Origin of the sequence: Alteribacter natronophilus (assembly GCF_006007885.1) — a bacterium.
Lineage (GTDB): Bacteria > Bacillota > Bacilli > Bacillales > Salisediminibacteriaceae > Alteribacter > Alteribacter natronophilus.
In genome coordinates this window covers 41,722-56,340 of record NZ_VCRO01000006.1, presented here as the reverse complement: position 1 = coordinate 56,340, position 14,619 = coordinate 41,722, and the positions used below count along the sequence as shown (strand labels likewise).

17 protein-coding genes are annotated in these 14,619 nt (G+C 47.5%); 10 read left to right on the top strand and 7 right to left on the bottom strand.

Annotated features, from left to right (window positions below):
- Nucleotides 1-288 precede the first annotated feature (288 nt).
- Both FGB90_RS16690 and FGB90_RS16685 read right to left on the bottom strand, forming a co-directional pair.
- The gene (locus FGB90_RS16690) at nt 289-801 is read right to left on the bottom strand and encodes a hypothetical protein (RefSeq protein WP_138812007.1); all 513 of its coding nucleotides are present in this window, start codon (nt 799-801) and stop codon (nt 289-291) included.
- 124 nt (nt 802-925) lie between these two features.
- On the bottom strand, nt 926-1,066 hold the full coding sequence (locus tag FGB90_RS16685) for an FbpB family small basic protein (RefSeq protein WP_138812006.1): 141 nt from the start codon (nt 1,064-1,066) through the stop codon (nt 926-928).
- A 246-nt stretch (nt 1,067-1,312) separates the two neighbouring features.
- On the opposite strand from FGB90_RS16685, the gene arsC reads away from it, so the two are divergent.
- Nucleotides 1,313-1,732 (top strand): arsenate reductase (thioredoxin), encoded by a 420-nt coding sequence (gene arsC, locus FGB90_RS16680; protein ID WP_138812005.1) that lies wholly within the window; start codon nt 1,313-1,315, stop codon nt 1,730-1,732.
- A 57-nt stretch (nt 1,733-1,789) separates the two neighbouring features.
- Here the strand turns inward: arsC and FGB90_RS16675 are convergent, their stop codons facing one another.
- Nucleotides 1,790-2,656 carry a GNAT family N-acetyltransferase gene (locus FGB90_RS16675; protein ID WP_138812004.1) on the bottom strand — a complete coding sequence of 289 codons (867 nt, stop codon included), beginning with the start codon at nt 2,654-2,656 and terminating at the stop codon, nt 1,790-1,792.
- A 667-nt stretch (nt 2,657-3,323) separates the two neighbouring features.
- On the opposite strand from FGB90_RS16675, the gene FGB90_RS16670 reads away from it, so the two are divergent.
- Nucleotides 3,324-3,761, top strand: a complete 438-nt coding sequence (locus tag FGB90_RS16670) for a hypothetical protein (RefSeq protein ID WP_138812003.1) — start codon at nt 3,324-3,326, stop codon at nt 3,759-3,761.
- A 14-nt stretch (nt 3,762-3,775) separates the two neighbouring features.
- A complete protein-coding gene (locus tag FGB90_RS19775; RefSeq protein ID WP_171051891.1) occupies nt 3,776-3,952 on the top strand; it encodes a hypothetical protein in 177 nt (58 codons plus the stop codon).
- A 57-nt stretch (nt 3,953-4,009) separates the two neighbouring features.
- Here the strand turns inward: FGB90_RS19775 and FGB90_RS16665 are convergent, their stop codons facing one another.
- On the bottom strand, nt 4,010-5,113 hold the full coding sequence (locus FGB90_RS16665; protein ID WP_138812002.1) for a peptidoglycan-binding protein: 1,104 nt from the start codon (nt 5,111-5,113) through the stop codon (nt 4,010-4,012).
- 437 nt (nt 5,114-5,550) lie between these two features.
- On the opposite strand from FGB90_RS16665, the gene FGB90_RS16660 reads away from it, so the two are divergent.
- Complete coding sequence (locus tag FGB90_RS16660) at nt 5,551-5,859, top strand: (2Fe-2S) ferredoxin domain-containing protein (protein WP_138812001.1); 309 nt, start codon at nt 5,551-5,553, stop codon at nt 5,857-5,859.
- Nucleotides 5,860-5,918: 59 nt separating this feature from the next.
- Here the strand turns inward: FGB90_RS16660 and FGB90_RS16655 are convergent, their stop codons facing one another.
- The 3 genes from FGB90_RS16655 to FGB90_RS16645 all read right to left on the bottom strand — a co-directional run bounded on the left by FGB90_RS16655 (nt 5,919) and on the right by FGB90_RS16645 (nt 8,917).
- Nucleotides 5,919-6,461, bottom strand: coding sequence for a GNAT family N-acetyltransferase (locus FGB90_RS16655; protein WP_138812000.1), 543 nt, complete (start codon nt 6,459-6,461; stop codon nt 5,919-5,921).
- A gap of 688 nt (nt 6,462-7,149) precedes the next feature.
- On the bottom strand, nt 7,150-7,803 hold the full coding sequence (locus FGB90_RS16650) for a response regulator (RefSeq protein WP_138811999.1): 654 nt from the start codon (nt 7,801-7,803) through the stop codon (nt 7,150-7,152).
- The gene (locus FGB90_RS16645; protein WP_138811998.1) at nt 7,796-8,917 is read right to left on the bottom strand and encodes a GAF domain-containing sensor histidine kinase; all 1,122 of its coding nucleotides are present in this window, start codon (nt 8,915-8,917) and stop codon (nt 7,796-7,798) included. Before FGB90_RS16645 ends, FGB90_RS16650 begins: the two co-directional genes overlap by 8 nt.
- A gap of 181 nt (nt 8,918-9,098) precedes the next feature.
- On the opposite strand from FGB90_RS16645, the gene map reads away from it, so the two are divergent.
- From map to FGB90_RS16615, 6 genes are all read left to right on the top strand, one after another.
- Nucleotides 9,099-9,854: a type I methionyl aminopeptidase gene (gene map / locus FGB90_RS16640; protein WP_138811997.1), complete on the top strand. Its 756-nt coding sequence runs from the start codon at nt 9,099-9,101 to the stop codon at nt 9,852-9,854.
- A gap of 67 nt (nt 9,855-9,921) precedes the next feature.
- Complete coding sequence (locus FGB90_RS16635) at nt 9,922-10,653, top strand: DUF421 domain-containing protein (RefSeq protein ID WP_246056244.1); 732 nt, start codon at nt 9,922-9,924, stop codon at nt 10,651-10,653.
- Between the two features lie 77 nt (nt 10,654-10,730).
- A complete protein-coding gene (locus FGB90_RS19845) occupies nt 10,731-11,183 on the top strand; it encodes a hypothetical protein (RefSeq protein WP_210237254.1) in 453 nt (150 codons plus the stop codon).
- A 222-nt stretch (nt 11,184-11,405) separates the two neighbouring features.
- On the top strand, nt 11,406-12,302 hold the full coding sequence (locus FGB90_RS16625; RefSeq protein ID WP_171051890.1) for an STAS domain-containing protein: 897 nt from the start codon (nt 11,406-11,408) through the stop codon (nt 12,300-12,302).
- 440 nt (nt 12,303-12,742) lie between these two features.
- On the top strand, nt 12,743-13,405 hold the full coding sequence (locus FGB90_RS16620; RefSeq protein ID WP_138811995.1) for a CAP domain-containing protein: 663 nt from the start codon (nt 12,743-12,745) through the stop codon (nt 13,403-13,405).
- 317 nt (nt 13,406-13,722) lie between these two features.
- On the top strand, nt 13,723-14,562 hold the full coding sequence (locus tag FGB90_RS16615) for a GNAT family N-acetyltransferase (protein WP_138811994.1): 840 nt from the start codon (nt 13,723-13,725) through the stop codon (nt 14,560-14,562).
- Nucleotides 14,563-14,619: the final 57 nt, after the last annotated feature.

Below are 14,619 nucleotides of genomic sequence, written 5' to 3'. Positions count from 1 at the left end.
CGACGTACCTGGCTGCGGAGCTTAACTGGCAGAGGAAGAAGCAGGAACTTTCCCGAGGAGGCTGAGGTGTTGCCCGCGGAAAGAGTCGGTCTGTAGCGTAGAAAAACAACAATCTTTGATAAAACAGCCAATGAAAAAAGTCTGCTTCCACCACTGGTGGGGCAGGCTTTTTCGGATGAAGGGTACTGACCCGGCTGGGCCCGGCCGCTGGAAGCAGCAGAGGACAATAAAACCGTGTGAAGGGCAGTAAGCCATTATACATCCCAAAAATTCCGTTCGCCGCTCCCTCTATGAAAACAGCAGCTTATAAGTACCGATCACAATGAGAATCAGCGATGGCAGCACCTTATTGTTTCGCGCCAGAAATTTAAACCGGGCCGAACTGCCGGCAACCATTCCGAACACAAAGAGCACAAAAAATGCCGCTGCCACAAATACACCGGTAACCGGATGCACTTCCTGCACACCGGACACAACTCCGTAGCCGATATTATCAATATTGACGATAATAAACAGGTTTCTCACAAGCCTGGCAAACAGAAACCGGCCTGAGTGGGTGAGCTGCAGAAGACCGACAGCGAGAAAAACCATGCCGCTCAGTCGGTTAAGAAGTGAGGTGGAGATCTCGACGCCAACAAGAGAGCCGAACAGATAAGTAAAAAAGAAGATTACCCCCACGCCGGCAGAAAGAAACAGAAGCTGGCCCAACGAAAAATAGACGCGCTTATAGCCGATAATCGCGCCCCACAGAAGACCGTCAAACCCGATCAGCATACAGAAAAGCAGAGTAGTCAGCACCATGTCCCCTCACACACCTTTACACTATCGTATTAGGCAGTGAAGAGGGTTAGGACATGAAATAATCCGGTATGATCGAAGAATAATAAAAGGCCCGATATGAATTGTTCATATCAGGCCCTGATCTTTATTTGTTTTCAAATTTCCGGGTTGTTTTTCGTGTCAGCTTCTGATCAAGTTTCTCTTCAATACGATCGAGTTCGCGCTCATTTTTAAGGATTTCTTCTTTATTCTGGTTAATGAGCATTGTCATGGACTTCCTGAGCATATATACCATCCTTTCGTGATTGTTTTAACCCAAAAGAATCGCTTTTCCCCTGTGAAGAAGTACACTATTAATATAATTGAAAACGATTATCAGGGTCAATAAAGATGCTCTCTTTTTGAAACTCTCACACAACTTTGCGTCAATCCCGTGAACATTCGAGGTTGATTATATAAATGTTTGATTATATAATAGGCTTGAAAATGGAGAGGATCCTGAAAATACTTCCCTTTAAAGGAGTTATTTAAAATGACAAAGCCGGTAATCTACTTTCTATGTACAGGAAATTCCTGCCGCAGCCAGATGGCTGAAGCGTGGGGAAAGCACTACATTGGTGACAGATATGAAGTTTATTCTGCAGGAATCAAGGCCCACGGAGTAAATCCGAAAGCCGTAAAGGCTATGGAGGAAGTGGACATCGATATTTCCGAACAGACATCCGATACGATTGACAAAGACCTCCTTGACCGTGCTGACCTGGTGGTTACTCTCTGTGGCCACGCCAGCGATGTATGTCCGGCAACACCTCCGGACAGGGAACGCGTGCACTGGGGATTTGATGATCCGGCGAAAGCAGAAGGAACCGATGAAGAAAAGTGGGCTGTATTCCAGCGCGTCCGTGATGAAATTGGAAGCCGAATCCGGCACTTTGCTGAGACAGGGAAGTAATAAGTCACATAAAAAGAGAGAGAGCTGCATGGGAGCTCCCTCTCTTTTCTGCTGTAATTAAACCGGCTTTTTTTCCCCGTGAAGAATCCATGGTGACGGAAGCCTGAACGGGTGCTCTGCAGGGAGGGACTTAACCCCCTCTTTTGTCAGGTCCATCCACACGTATGTTTCCTCGTCGGTATGTTCTGCCGCAAGTTTCCGGTAATCCTGAGTGATCGTTTCCCAGAGGCCGGGCTGCCCAGTGAAATCGTTCCACGGGTAAATTGCATGCAGGTAGTGATACTTTTTCTGGTCGTACTTTGTAATGAGTACCCGTGTACCATCACTGTTTTCGTAAAAGTTCCAGTCCCTGATGGCATCCTCCACGAACAGGTCATCCGATGCTGGGAACGGATAGTAGCATTCATATGGAAAAACAGCTTCAGACTCGGTAAATACGTGTTTGAGCCACTGTTTTTTTCCGGTATCGGTTTTAACGGGTTTCCAAGTGCTGCAGCCTGTTTCAAGAGCAGCTGTATTTTTAGTAACTGCCCCGTGAAGCACTGCACACGGCGTCAGCCCTGCCTTCTCAAGAACGCGCCGGGCAGCTGTGTTTTCCTCCTGGGTATTGGCACCGGCCCAGCGGATCTCATCCAGCCTGAATGCCTCTTCTTTTACAAAGCGAAGAAGTTCGGTTGTATGATTCATGCCTCTGTAGTTCCGGTCACTTCTAAGACGCCCGAGCATGGCGTAGCTCCTTGCGAAAATGGAATATCCCCCAACACTTACGAGACGATCGTCCAGAAACATGCCGTACAGTTTGTGCGGGCCGCTCGTCAGCCTTTCAAAAATCCGTTTTATATAGTCGTCCTCAATTGCCGTATCCATCGCTTTCATATAAGGATAGTCTTCCATCGTAAGCATACGAATCATCTTCGTCGTCATGACTGCTCCTCCTCTGATTCTCATTTTCTCTGTTTCCCATTTTAAAGGATTACGCTGCGAATCGCGACAATATGGCACTGCTGGATTTTTTTAGCAACCGAACAGGCGGCAGGTGATCTTTAAAATGGCAAAAGAGTGATTCCAGCGAAAGTAAGTATTTCATATCCGTTTCAAAAGCGCAGGGCAGGGATAACAGCATAAATAGAAGCATTTATAACCCTGTCAAAATAGAGGTGTGGTAATTACCTTTAAATAAAACCATTCAACCCTTGTCAAAAGAGCGGCGTGGGAATTACGGTATTAATAGAAGCATTTATAACGCTGTCAAAAGAGTGGCGTGGGAATTACGGTATTAATAGAAGCATTATAACGCTGTCAAAAGAGCGGCATGGGAAATACGGTATAAATAGAAGCGTTCATAAACCTGTCAAAAGAGCAGCGTAGGAATTACCTTATAAATAAAATCATTCATAACCGTGTCAAAAAAGCATGGTGGGAATTACGGCATAAATAGAGCATTTACTGCTGAACAAAGAGATGTGCTGCGATAAAAGTAAGAACTCTAAGCAGTGAACATCCGTAAATCCGTACATTCAGACGGGCAGTCACATGATATACTGTTACAGGACTAATGGGGGCCTGCAGAGCTTTTTGGAGGGAGAATACTGTGGAATATTTATTTGCAGCCGCGAGCATCGGCTATATGGTCTGTTTCTATTTTCTTTTCTCCGAAATAATGAAGCCCGTGGCATCAGGGAAACGCGGCGCTGAAGAACTCTCCCGAGCCCAGGGCCCTTTCTACCTGAAAGCGGCACTGATGGAGACACCTTTTATACTCGGCGTTGTACTGCTGTTTTTCTTCATGGACGGCAGGGGGACGATCGATCCGGTCATTCCGGTGGTACTCATTGCTGCACCGGCAGCCATGATGAAAATATGGATGTTTAAGCTCGGAGGAGAGGCAGTGCGCAAATCGGGGGCGGACAAAAAGCTCAGGGAAACAGCCCAGCTGATTCTGGTTGCCGGCTTTGCTCTTGTAACAGCGGTACCGATCGTATCCATTGTTTTTCTGCTGATCCTTGGCGATATGGCTTCAATCAGGTAAGGGGAGTGATAGCCGTGGAAAAACAGGATGTATTTATACCTGTTTATGTGATTGGGGTAATCTGCTTTCTGACTGCGCTGGCGGCAGCGTATATGTACGATTCGGAAGCTCTTCACCTGACGGGGAGAATCGGGCTTGCCGGACTCCTTGTCATTTTTCTGATCCGGCAGAGGAAAAGAAAGAGAACATAACAAAGCAAACCCGGTATTCACATTGGAATACCGGGTTTTAATGCTCTGTTTTTACAATTAGTCGAGTACTTCTACTGTTACAGTACGACGGCCGAATTCGAGTGCTTCTTCTTTTGTTGCCATGTGAAGATCGATTCTGTTACCCTGGATCGCACCGCCGATGTCGCCGGCAATCGCTTCACCATAGCCTTCAACATATACTGTTGAACCAAGCGGGATAACGTCAGGGTCTACAGCTACAACCTTCTTGTCAGGGTTGGCGCGAAGATCCTGGCCAGTGTAAGTGATGCCTGTGCATCCGTCACAGTAAGCTGTGTAAGCAGTTGCTTCCATCTCATAAACAGCACCTACTTCACTGCTGTCACCGGAGCTGCTTTCTTCAGAAGAAGTGCTTTCTTCGGAAGAGCTGCTCTCGCTGGAAGAACTGTCGTCACTTGATGTGCTTTCTTCGGAAGAGCTGCTCTCGCTGGAAGAACTGTCGTCAGTTGAAGTGCTTTCTTCGGAAGAGCTGCTTTCGCTGGAAGAGCTGTCTTCACTTGAAGTGCTTTCTTCAGAAGTGCTTCCTTCATCGGAGCTGCTCTCGCTTCCACTCTCAGAAGAAGAATCGGAAGCGGATTCTTCACGTGCTTCACCGGAACCGGTAAGTGCTGCGTGAAGGGTGCCGTAAGTTTGTGGTCCGGCAAGACCATCTACAAGAATATCCTCAGCAGACTGGAAGTCTACTACCGCGTCGTGTGTGGACCGGTCAAACTCGCCATCTGCATTGTTGTCAAAGTAACCAAGTTCTTTCAGGTCTTCCTGAAGGGCTGCCACTGCTGGACCTTCATCACCTTCACGAAGAATGGCAAGAGCTCCAATCGTCTGTACACCTGCAAGTCCATCTACCAGAATGTTGGAATCTTTCTGGAATGCTGTTACTGCGTCCCTTGTATCGCGATCAAAGAATCCGTCAACTGCATCTTCTTCTAAGTATCCGCGCTCAGAAAGCAGTTCCTGGAGTTCCTCCACCTGCGCGTTTTCCTTGCCTTCAAGGAGAAGGCGGTCACCTAAGGATACATTGTCCGAAGCTTCACTGACCATCGGTGCTGCAAAGAAAAAGGCGCCTGCAGCCAGAACCGGCAGACTCAGCTTTTTCAGTTTGGATAAACCAAAGCTTTTCATATGTCAGCCTCCTTAATATTTCATTGGTGTTCGCTAACGAGTCTAATACTACCAATCCGGCTGATAGAAAAGCAATGGAAAAAGGGCAACTTAAAGGAATTGAAATATAGTTGTAACTGATGTCATTTCTCTTAACATTCCTGCTGTTTTTGTCACATTTGATTCGCCAAAAACTACGTTTTATCGCGCTTTTTCTGGGGTAATTGGAAATGTTGTCCTCTATATCCAGTAGTCGATAAAAGTATATTAATATAATAATGTGCCCGTTCAGCTTAATAAAGATGTGTTACCCTGCAGGCTTTTTTTCTATAATACCTGCGAGGGAGAAATAATTTATAAGGGAGAGATCGGCTGTGGCAATGTGGAATTTCAGCAGGACACAACATCATCTGCTGCTCTGTAATGGAGGAACCTGTGCAAAAAACGGGGGAGATGATATGACAAAAGCTGTAAGGGATGAAATAAAAAAACGGGGACTGGATGATCAAATCCATACGACCAGAACAAAATGCAACGGGCGCTGTGACGATCACTGTGTAGCGATAGCCTACCCGGAAGGCAGCTGGTACAGAGGACTGAAACCTGAAGACGCGGGGGCGCTCCTTGACTCTCTTGGGAAAAAAGATGACGCGACCGGAAAACGGAGTCATACCTACAGCAGAGAAACCAATACGTTCGTCCAGGAAAAAGGGGCGGAAAAGGGGCGGTTTAAAAGTGACCCTTCCGGGGGTAAATGCTGTTCCTGATTATCCTGTCCGGTGAAGTTCAAAACATAAAAAGAGAAGGAAGCCGGGGATTATTCCTTTCAGCTTCCTTCTTTTTTCTTTTTATATTCCGGTGCCAGCATGCTCATCTCGTACATATCCCAGTACTCATCACCGACTCTCCTGAAGTCACGGAAGTACCCCTCTTCGCGAAACCCCACTTTCCTGTAAAGCCTGTAAGCCGGTCTGTTAAAGGAAAACACACCAAGAGCCAGGCGGTGGAGGTGCTCTGTCTCGAATGCTTCCGTCAGCGCTTTTTCGATCATAGGAACGGCAAGTCCCATCCCACGCCATTCAGGTGCGATTAATACTTTTCCCAGTCTGGCGCTGTTATGAAAGCGGTCGATCTTTCTGATAGCGAGATGTCCGATCGTCTCACCGGATGGCTGGTGGACAGCTTTATATATGCGGTCTCCACCTTCGGGGGGATCAGCGTTTTTAATATAGTCCTTCAGCTGCTCACATGTAAGAGGATATGTAAATGTGGGGCCGCTCCACTGCATAAAAAAGCGTTCGGAAGTATCGTTGACCCAGCCCATCAGCTGTTCGAAATCGTTTTCGGTAAAAAAATCAAGCCTGATCAATGGGTCCGGCTCCTTTCTTTTGCTGGATAACTTTCATTTTATCATTAGAAGCAGCATGTGCTACTGTTGTGCCTTTGAGGTTACAGCAAAATAATAATCAGGTATTGCCGAAAGAGCAATGAGGCTGGGACATAAGGGAAGTGTTTAGATTAAAATCCGAACAAAAAGCTGATAAGCGGATGAAAATTCGCCGACTCCTGCGGAAGGAAAAGCGCAGGTGAAACCCCTTAAGCAGCGAAGCACGCGGAGGCTCAGCCGCTTCCCGCGGAAAGCGGCGAATATTTCAGGAGCGATTTCCCTGCACCGCATATTGGTTGTTCGGATTTTCGTAAGAAGATACTTCTGTCCCAGCCACTTAACAGAATCAGATGCGGTAGTATCTTTGTGACAGGAACTGATTGTAGTGTTCCGAATGGATGACTTTTTTATCTTTATTGAGTGAACAGATCGCAGCTGGACGGAAGGAAGTGATAATACTCATTAGTGTTTTAATCATGGAAAACACCCTTTCTTTTAGTAACTGAATGTTTTTGGTTTCTACATTCAGTATAGGAAGGAAAGGGTGCCGTTTCTTCCGTACAGCGGTTGATTTTCACAGGGATGGCAGGATGATTTTTTCTCAGACCCTGGTCGGAGAGGTCTGCATATATTGATAAGGTGATCCCCGGATAATGAAGAGGCAGTGCTGTCATTTTTCCAGCAGCTGTTTATTACGCAGGGCAAGAAGGGCAGCCTGGGTCCGGTCCTCGCACGGAAGCTTTGAAAACAGGTTTGTAATGTGCGTCTTGACGGTTTTCTCCGAGATAAACAGCCGTTCTGCAATCTGAACATTCGTATGACCGAGAGCGATTTCAAGTAGGACCTCCCGCTCCCGGCGGGTAAGGCTCTTCAGGGCTCTTGTCTCGTCGGATTCTTCTTTATTGACGTGGTGAAACAGGTGGGTGGCGACTTTTGGATCGATGTTTTTCGTTCCTTCGGCAACCTGGTGAATGGCTCTGAGCAGCTCTTCAGGCTCCGTGTCTTTCAGGCAGTAGCCGTCAGCTCCGGCCTGAACAGCCCGGATAACGTGATCTTCGTCTTCAAAACTGGTAAGAACGAGAATCCTGATGTCAGGGAAAGTCCTTTTCACTTCAGCGGTCACTTCCACCCCTGACATCCCGGGCATGTTCAGATCAAGGAGCATCACATCAGGCCGGAGTCCTGCTTTAAGCATGTCGAGTGCTTCGCGCCCGTCCGACGCCTCGCCTGCAATTTCCACCGATGGCTCGCCTTTAAAAAAATAAATGAGTCCTTTCCTTACCACCTGGTGATCATCAACAATAAAAATGGAACGTTTATCCATATTCGTTTTCCTCCTTTCCTGCAGTAACGGTTATGGAGGTGCCTATTCCCGGTGTGCTCTCGATGCTCATAAGGCCGTTCAGGAGTACAGCGCGTTCACGCATGCTGATCAGGCCGAGGCATCCGGAATCTGCCTGGCCCTCAGGAAACCCTTTTCCCCTGTCCGTAATTGTCATGATGTATTGTTCCTTTGTTTCATCCAGGGTGACTTCGGCTTCCCTTGTACCGGCATGTTTACGGATATTGTTCAGCGCCTCCCTGGCAATTTTCCAGAATCCGTTCTGAACGTGAGGGGGAAGCTGAGCAGGGATAGTCCGGCAGCTTACATGGAGATCCTGTTCTTTACCGTAGGCAGTAATTCTTCGCTGAAGTCCTTCAGGTATACTGTCCGGACGAAGCTGCCATATGAGGGTTTTCATCTGAGCGAGGGCCTCTTTAGTCATTGTGTGGACTTCCTTAAGACCTGTACTTACGGCCGGATCCGTTACATTCCGCTCCAGCCCTTTTGCTGTAAACATAATTGAAAAAAGCTGCTGGTTTACAGAATCATGAAGGTCCCTTGCCAGTCTGTTCCTCTCTTCAAGAACAAGAGAATCCTTTTCCCGTTCAGCGAGCCGGATTCGTTCCCATGCTGTGCCAATCTGTAAGGAGACCGATTCAAGAATCATCAGCTCTTCGGAGGAAAATGTCTTTTTTGCAGGAGAGGCTACATTAAGAAGGCCGAACGTCTCTGTTCCTGATTTCAGCGGAACACTGGCGTGGTGGGTAATGCCCCCAATATCCCCGCGCTTCTGCTCAATGGCATCCTCAATCCGTTTACATTCAATTATATTTGATGCTTCAGTCAGGCTGCCGTCAAAGCACTGGTTAAGGCAGTAACAACCACCGGTGCGCATATATCGTCTGTCCTCACACGAAAGAGCCTGCGGCAGGTGTGAGGATGCAGCCAGTTCAAAAGAGCGGCCGGGACCTGTAAGGAAAATCCACCCCGCTTTAAGGCCGGTTAATTCCAGCAGCTGCTCGAGTACTCCCTGAAGCATATTATTTAAAGTTGTTTCTTTATTAAGGCGTTCTGCGATCGATTTGATCAGAAAAAGTTCATCTTGACGGTTCAAGGTCTTTCATCCTCCCGTACCGGTTCTTTTGTAAGTGTAGCAGAAATCTGAAAATTCGTCTGAACGTGTTCCTGTTGAAATCCAAAATTAAACATTGGTATGATGTATACGTTCGAAAAACGGGTGTCATCTCCAATTGAATGAATAAAGTATATAGAAAAACCAGGAAGGGGCTCTCAGCGTGATAACATTAAAATCGGAACGTGAAATTGCACTGATGCACGAAGCGGGCAAGCTTCTGGCCAGCTGCCACCGGGAGGTTGCAAAGCGGATTAAACCGGGTGTAACAACGCTTGAAATTGACACGTTTGTGGAGAAGTATCTGAAAAAGCACGGTGCAGTACCGGAGCAGAAGGGCTATCAGGGCTATGAGTTTGCAACCTGTGCTTCGATCAATGATGAAATCTGTCATGGTTTTCCCCGGAACGAACCGCTTAAGAGCGGAGATATTGTCACGATTGATTTTGTGGTGAATTTAAACGGAGGTCTGGCCGATTCGGCATGGACATATACAGTTGGAGATGTTTCAGATGAAGCGAAGGAACTCTGCAAAGTCACAAAGCAGTGTCTTTACCGTGCGATCCGCCAGGCCAGACCGGGCAAAAGACTCGGGGATCTCGGTCACGCCATTCAGTCCTACGCTGAGGCAAAAGGGTATTCTGTTGTCCGCGATTTTGCCGGTCATGGCCTGGGGCCGACGATACACGAGGAACCGAACATCCCCCACTTTGGCAGTCCGGGGCGTGGCCCGAGGCTGAAAGAGGGGATGGTTATTACAATTGAACCAATGATCAATATCGGACTGTGGGGGTCCCGGATGGATGCCAACGGCTGGACTGCAAGGACCGTTGATGGAACCCTTTCAGCGCAGTACGAACACACCCTTGCCATTACAAAGGACGGTCCGATCATTCTTACAGAACAGGATGACGTGTAAATAATAATACGAAAGCACCCGGCCCTTTTTCAAAGGAATAAAGGCTTCGGGTGTTTTTTTCGTGCCGATGGTAAAAGCTTTTAGTAAAGACCAGGGTACAGAAGGTGAACACATGGAGTCCCATATCATTGAAGTCATCATCCGAAGCTTTGGCGCGTACACGCTCCTGCTGATTATTAATACATTCCTCGGGAAACAGACACTTTCCCAGATGACAAACCATGACTTTATTACCGCTGTTATGATGGGGGCAATCGGCGCAAACCTTGCCTTTGATGTACAGGTAAACTACTGGTATTCATTTACGGCACTCGTCATTATCGGTGGAATCGGCTATGTCACCACATTTCTGTCTCTTAAAAACAGAGGATTGCGGAAATGGTTTTCCGGCTCCCCGACAGTGCTTATTGAAGACGGCAAAATACTTGAACGAAACCTTAAAAAGCAGAAATACAATATCGATTCCCTGAACCAGGCACTGAGGGAAAAAGACATTTTTGACCCGCAGGAAGTAAAGTATGCTGTACTGGAGCCGGACGGGCACCTGTCTGTGATGAAAAAGGCGGAAGCATCCGGTGAAAGGAAACAGCAGTTTCCTGTGGAGCTGATTATGGACGGGAAAATCGTAAAACGGAACCTGGAAAGTATTAGACTGTCCGAAGAGTGTCTCCATCAGCACCTTCGCCGCAGAAAGGTCCGTCTAGAAGAGGTGTTTTACTGTGTGAGAGGCCCGGACGGGACTCTTGCATTTGATTTTTATGAGGACCGGATCGACCGCCCGGTGGACAAAGAGAAGTAGTTTTCACAATCAGTCAGGCACTTTCCCATATCCTCTCACATAGGCTTTAAGGAAGGAATGTGAAAGGAGCGGTAAATATGGACAACGATCAGAGACAGTTTCAAGTGGGGGGATTCACGATCGGGCTGCCTGGATTCGGTCAGCCTGCCACCGGTTTTCAGCAGTTCGGCCCAGGAGGTTACGGCCCGCCGGCAGGTCCGCCCCCGGGTGGACCGGGACAGCAGCAGGGATTTGCAGGCCCACCTTCCGGCCCACCACCGGCCACACCGCCATCACCCCAGTCCTTTTCAGCAGGACCTGCTGCATTAGGAGGAGCAGGGGGACCCGCTGCACTAGCAGTTGATCCCGGTGCCCTGTTTGGCTGTCTGTTCCGGTACACGTATATCATTCTGGAAACCGGTCAGCGTTTCTGGTTTTATCCGGTCTTTATCGGGAGGACATCTGTAGCAGGATGGCGCTGGCGTCCGAGACAGTTCAGATGGGTGTATACAGGATTTGATACGAGGCTCATTCGATCATTTTCATGCTGATGCGAAAACCAGGCTCCCTTCAGGGAGGGCCTGGTTTTTCTTTGTTTTTGTTACAGTCATTAACTGGTAAAAAGTAAGCATTTGATCTTTTTTTAAGGAGTATATTACAATTGGATTACAATTACATTTGTAATGTTACCTGAAATTAGGTTTAAGGACGTACTGCTTGTGGTACGGGCCTACATGATTTTTTATTATGAAGGTTATTGGAGGAAGGGAAAAATGGTGTGCGGTAACGATCTGATAAAGCTCGGGGAAGCTGTAAAAGAAAACAGTCTTCAAATGTCCCGGGATTTGTATGAGGAGTATGATGCAAAATACGAATTTGATCATCACTTCAGCTTATCAAAGGATGAATTAATTGCTTTTCGTCAGGAGTTTTTTGATCACCTTGGAGAAGGTCTGATCACCGAAGATGTACAGCAGGTGGGAAATAATGTCTACCACTGGGCCAAGGAAGCAGGCCGCAAAGCTGTAAGAGGCGGGCTGTCTGCTGATATGGCTATGATGGGCCTTTCGCCTGTTAGGAAGGTCGTTCACGATCTGCTGAGAGAAGAATTCAGGAATTTTAATTTTGGGATAGACATGTACTTTGACGTATTTGACCGTCTTAATCCGTTAATTGATAAGGCTGTCTATTCCTTTGCACAGGCGTACACAGAGTATAACGAGGAGACATTTTCCCATGCACAGGAGGAGCTGCTGGAGCTGTCTGTTCCTATAGTGCCGTTGACTGACAGTGTGGCACTTCTGCCGGTTGTGGGAACAATTGACACCTACCGTTCAAAGAAAATGCTGGACCAGGCACTAGAACAGGGAAATGAACTAGGGCTTGACTATTTAATCATTGACCTCTCAGGGGTCCATATGATTGATACAGCCGTTGCCCACAATCTTTTCCAGCTTCACGATGCTCTCAAAATCATCGGTGTGACAGCGATTATCAGCGGCCTTCGTCCTGAACTGGCACAGACCATTGTGAATCTGGGGATCTCCTTTAAGCACATGAATGTTACGAGCCGGCTTGAACAGGCACTTGAAAAAACAGGTCTTGTTATTCAGTCCGAGAATGACGTGCCCGGTTCCGAGATCTTTGATGCGGAGAAACTGAAGGCATAAATACTCTGCAGCCCCGCCCGCCTGTCCGGCGGGCTTTTTCATTCAGCTGTTTGAGGATAAATTGCTGCTTTTCGTAAAATTAATAATGGAGCAGAAGGCGGTGACTCCTGCAGCGTTTTTGCCGAGGAGGCTGAAGCAACGCCCGCGGAAAGCGTCAGCCAGAAGCGTAGAAAAAGAACAATCTTTCCGAAAAGATCCTTTCATTACAGTGACCTATTTTACAAAATGATTACAGCAGTGTAAGCAGTATTTCGCCGGTCTGTTTTCTGTCCGTTCCAAACCTCCTGTTTTGAGCGGCAATATATGTTATTAAATGGATCATAATGGAACCGTTCACAGACTTTAGCGCGATTTCTATGTTTTGATGACTGGTAATACTTTCCCCTTGTCCAAAGAGGTTTTTATTTATGGCATAATGTCCACGTGGAGGTGTTGAGTACATGTTGAAAAAACTCATTTACTCAGTATTGGCTGTAGCTGTTGCGGCTCCGCTTGCATTTTCCGATGCAGCAGAAGCTTCAGACACGCATACAGTCGAATCAGGAGACACACTGTTCCAAATCTCTCAGCAGTACGGTGTAAGTCTTTCTGATATCATTGATGCCAACAGTGACATCCAGGATCCAAATATGATCTATCCTGGACAGGTTGTAACACTGCCGTCATCCGATTCTGCACAGCAGTCACGTCAGACTTCCGAGCAGACGTCAAGCGAACTTTCCCAGTTTGAACAGGAAGTGGTGCGCCTTACAAACGAAGAGCGTACACAGCGCGGCCTGCCTGAACTGGAGATTGCAGAAGACGTGGCCGATGTTGCACGGGACAAGTCAGCGGACATGAGAGACCAGGGCTATTTCTCACACAACAGCCCGACTCACGGAAGCCCGTTTGACATGATGAGAAGCTACGGTGTTGACTACAATGCTGCCGGTGAAAACATTGCTGCAGGCCAGCAGACTCCGGAGCAGGTTGTTGATGCGTGGATGAACTCCCAGGGTCACCGTGACAACATTCTCAGCAGCAGCTACACTGAAATCGGTGTAGGTCATGTCGAAGGTGGACAGTACGGTCACTACTGGACACAGATGTTTATTTCAAGATAAGCTTGTTTCAGTTAGTCTTACAGAGGCGTTAAACGAAATAATAGATTGATATTTTACCCGGATCTTCCGCAGCGAAGATCCGGGTTTTTTCCTGTTTCAATACGGGGCGGGCAGGTTAATTGGAGATAGGTGAAATGAGGCTTTCATACTGGCACCGGTTATTGTGAAACTCCACTTTGACTGACATGGGCAGAGTGGTGTTTTAATTTCCGGATTTTTCAAAATATTGCGTACGATTTAAGGGAATTATGGTACGATAGAAAGCACAATCTATAACTTTTGAACTTCTTAAACCGGCACAGGGAGGGAGACTCATCGTGACTTTCAGAAGGTTTACTTCAGCAGGTAAGCTGCTTGAGCATGTAAAAGAAAAACTTGAGGTGGAAGAAGCAAAGCACAGTCTTCCTCTTGGGATTCTCGCAAATTTAATAAAAACAGAAAATCCTGGTGATGAAACACAAAGCGGGGATGCCCCGTTTCTTGCAGCAAACGATCGTGGAACGATGACACTGATCCAGACGCCTCCCTGGAATCTCATCGCAGCCGGCAGCCCGGAAGACGTTCCGGCTGCAGTTGAATGGCTGAAGGACTCCGGGGCCTCCTTTCCCGGAATCACAGGGGAAAAGGAGCTTGTGAAGGCGTTCATACAGGAATTGAACCCCGAAAACGCCTCGGTTTTTATGCGCCAGAGGATTTACCGGCTGGATGAAGTTAATCCGTTACCGCGGCAGAAGGGGACTTTTGGGAAGGCAGAACACGGGGATCTTGATCTCGTAACGGACTGGGTGATGCAGTTTTCCGAACAGGCGCTAACCCCGACTTCCAAAGAAGAAGCGAGAGAGCTTGCTGAGCACTCGATCAGCGAGAACCGCCTTTATCTGTGGAAAAACGAAGAAGGAACGCCTGTGTCCATGGCAAAAAAAGCGAGGGAAACAGCGCACGGAGCCTCTGTGAATCTGGTATTTACTCCTGACGAATACAAGCGGCAGGGCTATGCCACAAGCTGTGTGGCCGCATTAAGTGAACTGCTTCTCAGCGAGGGCTTTCATTTCTGCAGTCTTTACACTGATCTGGATAACCCTGTTTCAAACAGTATTTATACAAAAATCGGCTACAGACCTGTTGCCGATTCAGTGGATTACCGTTTTAACGCTTAAATTTTCACGGCAGCCTGCCCGCGCTTCAACCGTGAGGCAGGCAGTCCGCCTGTGTTT

What these genes read in the sequence shown, in the direction of transcription:
- FGB90_RS16675 (WP_138812004.1), bottom strand. Translation starts at nt 2,656, where the DNA reads ATGACGACGAAGATGATTCGTATGCTTACGATGGAAGACTATCCTTAT.
- FGB90_RS16635 (WP_246056244.1), top strand. Translation starts at nt 9,922, where the DNA reads ATGGTAAAAGCTTTTAGTAAAGACCAGGGTACAGAAGGTGAACACATG.
- FGB90_RS19845 (WP_210237254.1), top strand. Translation starts at nt 10,731, where the DNA reads ATGGACAACGATCAGAGACAGTTTCAAGTGGGGGGATTCACGATCGGG.
- FGB90_RS16690 (WP_138812007.1), bottom strand. Translation starts at nt 801, where the DNA reads ATGGTGCTGACTACTCTGCTTTTCTGTATGCTGATCGGGTTTGACGGT.
- FGB90_RS16665 (WP_138812002.1), bottom strand. Translation starts at nt 5,113, where the DNA reads ATGAAAAGCTTTGGTTTATCCAAACTGAAAAAGCTGAGTCTGCCGGTT.
- FGB90_RS16620 (WP_138811995.1), top strand. Translation starts at nt 12,743, where the DNA reads ATGTTGAAAAAACTCATTTACTCAGTATTGGCTGTAGCTGTTGCGGCT.
- arsC (WP_138812005.1), top strand. Translation starts at nt 1,313, where the DNA reads ATGACAAAGCCGGTAATCTACTTTCTATGTACAGGAAATTCCTGCCGC.
- FGB90_RS16625 (WP_171051890.1), top strand. Translation starts at nt 11,406, where the DNA reads ATGGTGTGCGGTAACGATCTGATAAAGCTCGGGGAAGCTGTAAAAGAA.
- FGB90_RS16650 (WP_138811999.1), bottom strand. Translation starts at nt 7,803, where the DNA reads ATGGATAAACGTTCCATTTTTATTGTTGATGATCACCAGGTGGTAAGG.
- FGB90_RS16685 (WP_138812006.1), bottom strand. Translation starts at nt 1,066, where the DNA reads ATGCTCAGGAAGTCCATGACAATGCTCATTAACCAGAATAAAGAAGAA.
- FGB90_RS16660 (WP_138812001.1), top strand. Translation starts at nt 5,551, where the DNA reads ATGACAAAAGCTGTAAGGGATGAAATAAAAAAACGGGGACTGGATGAT.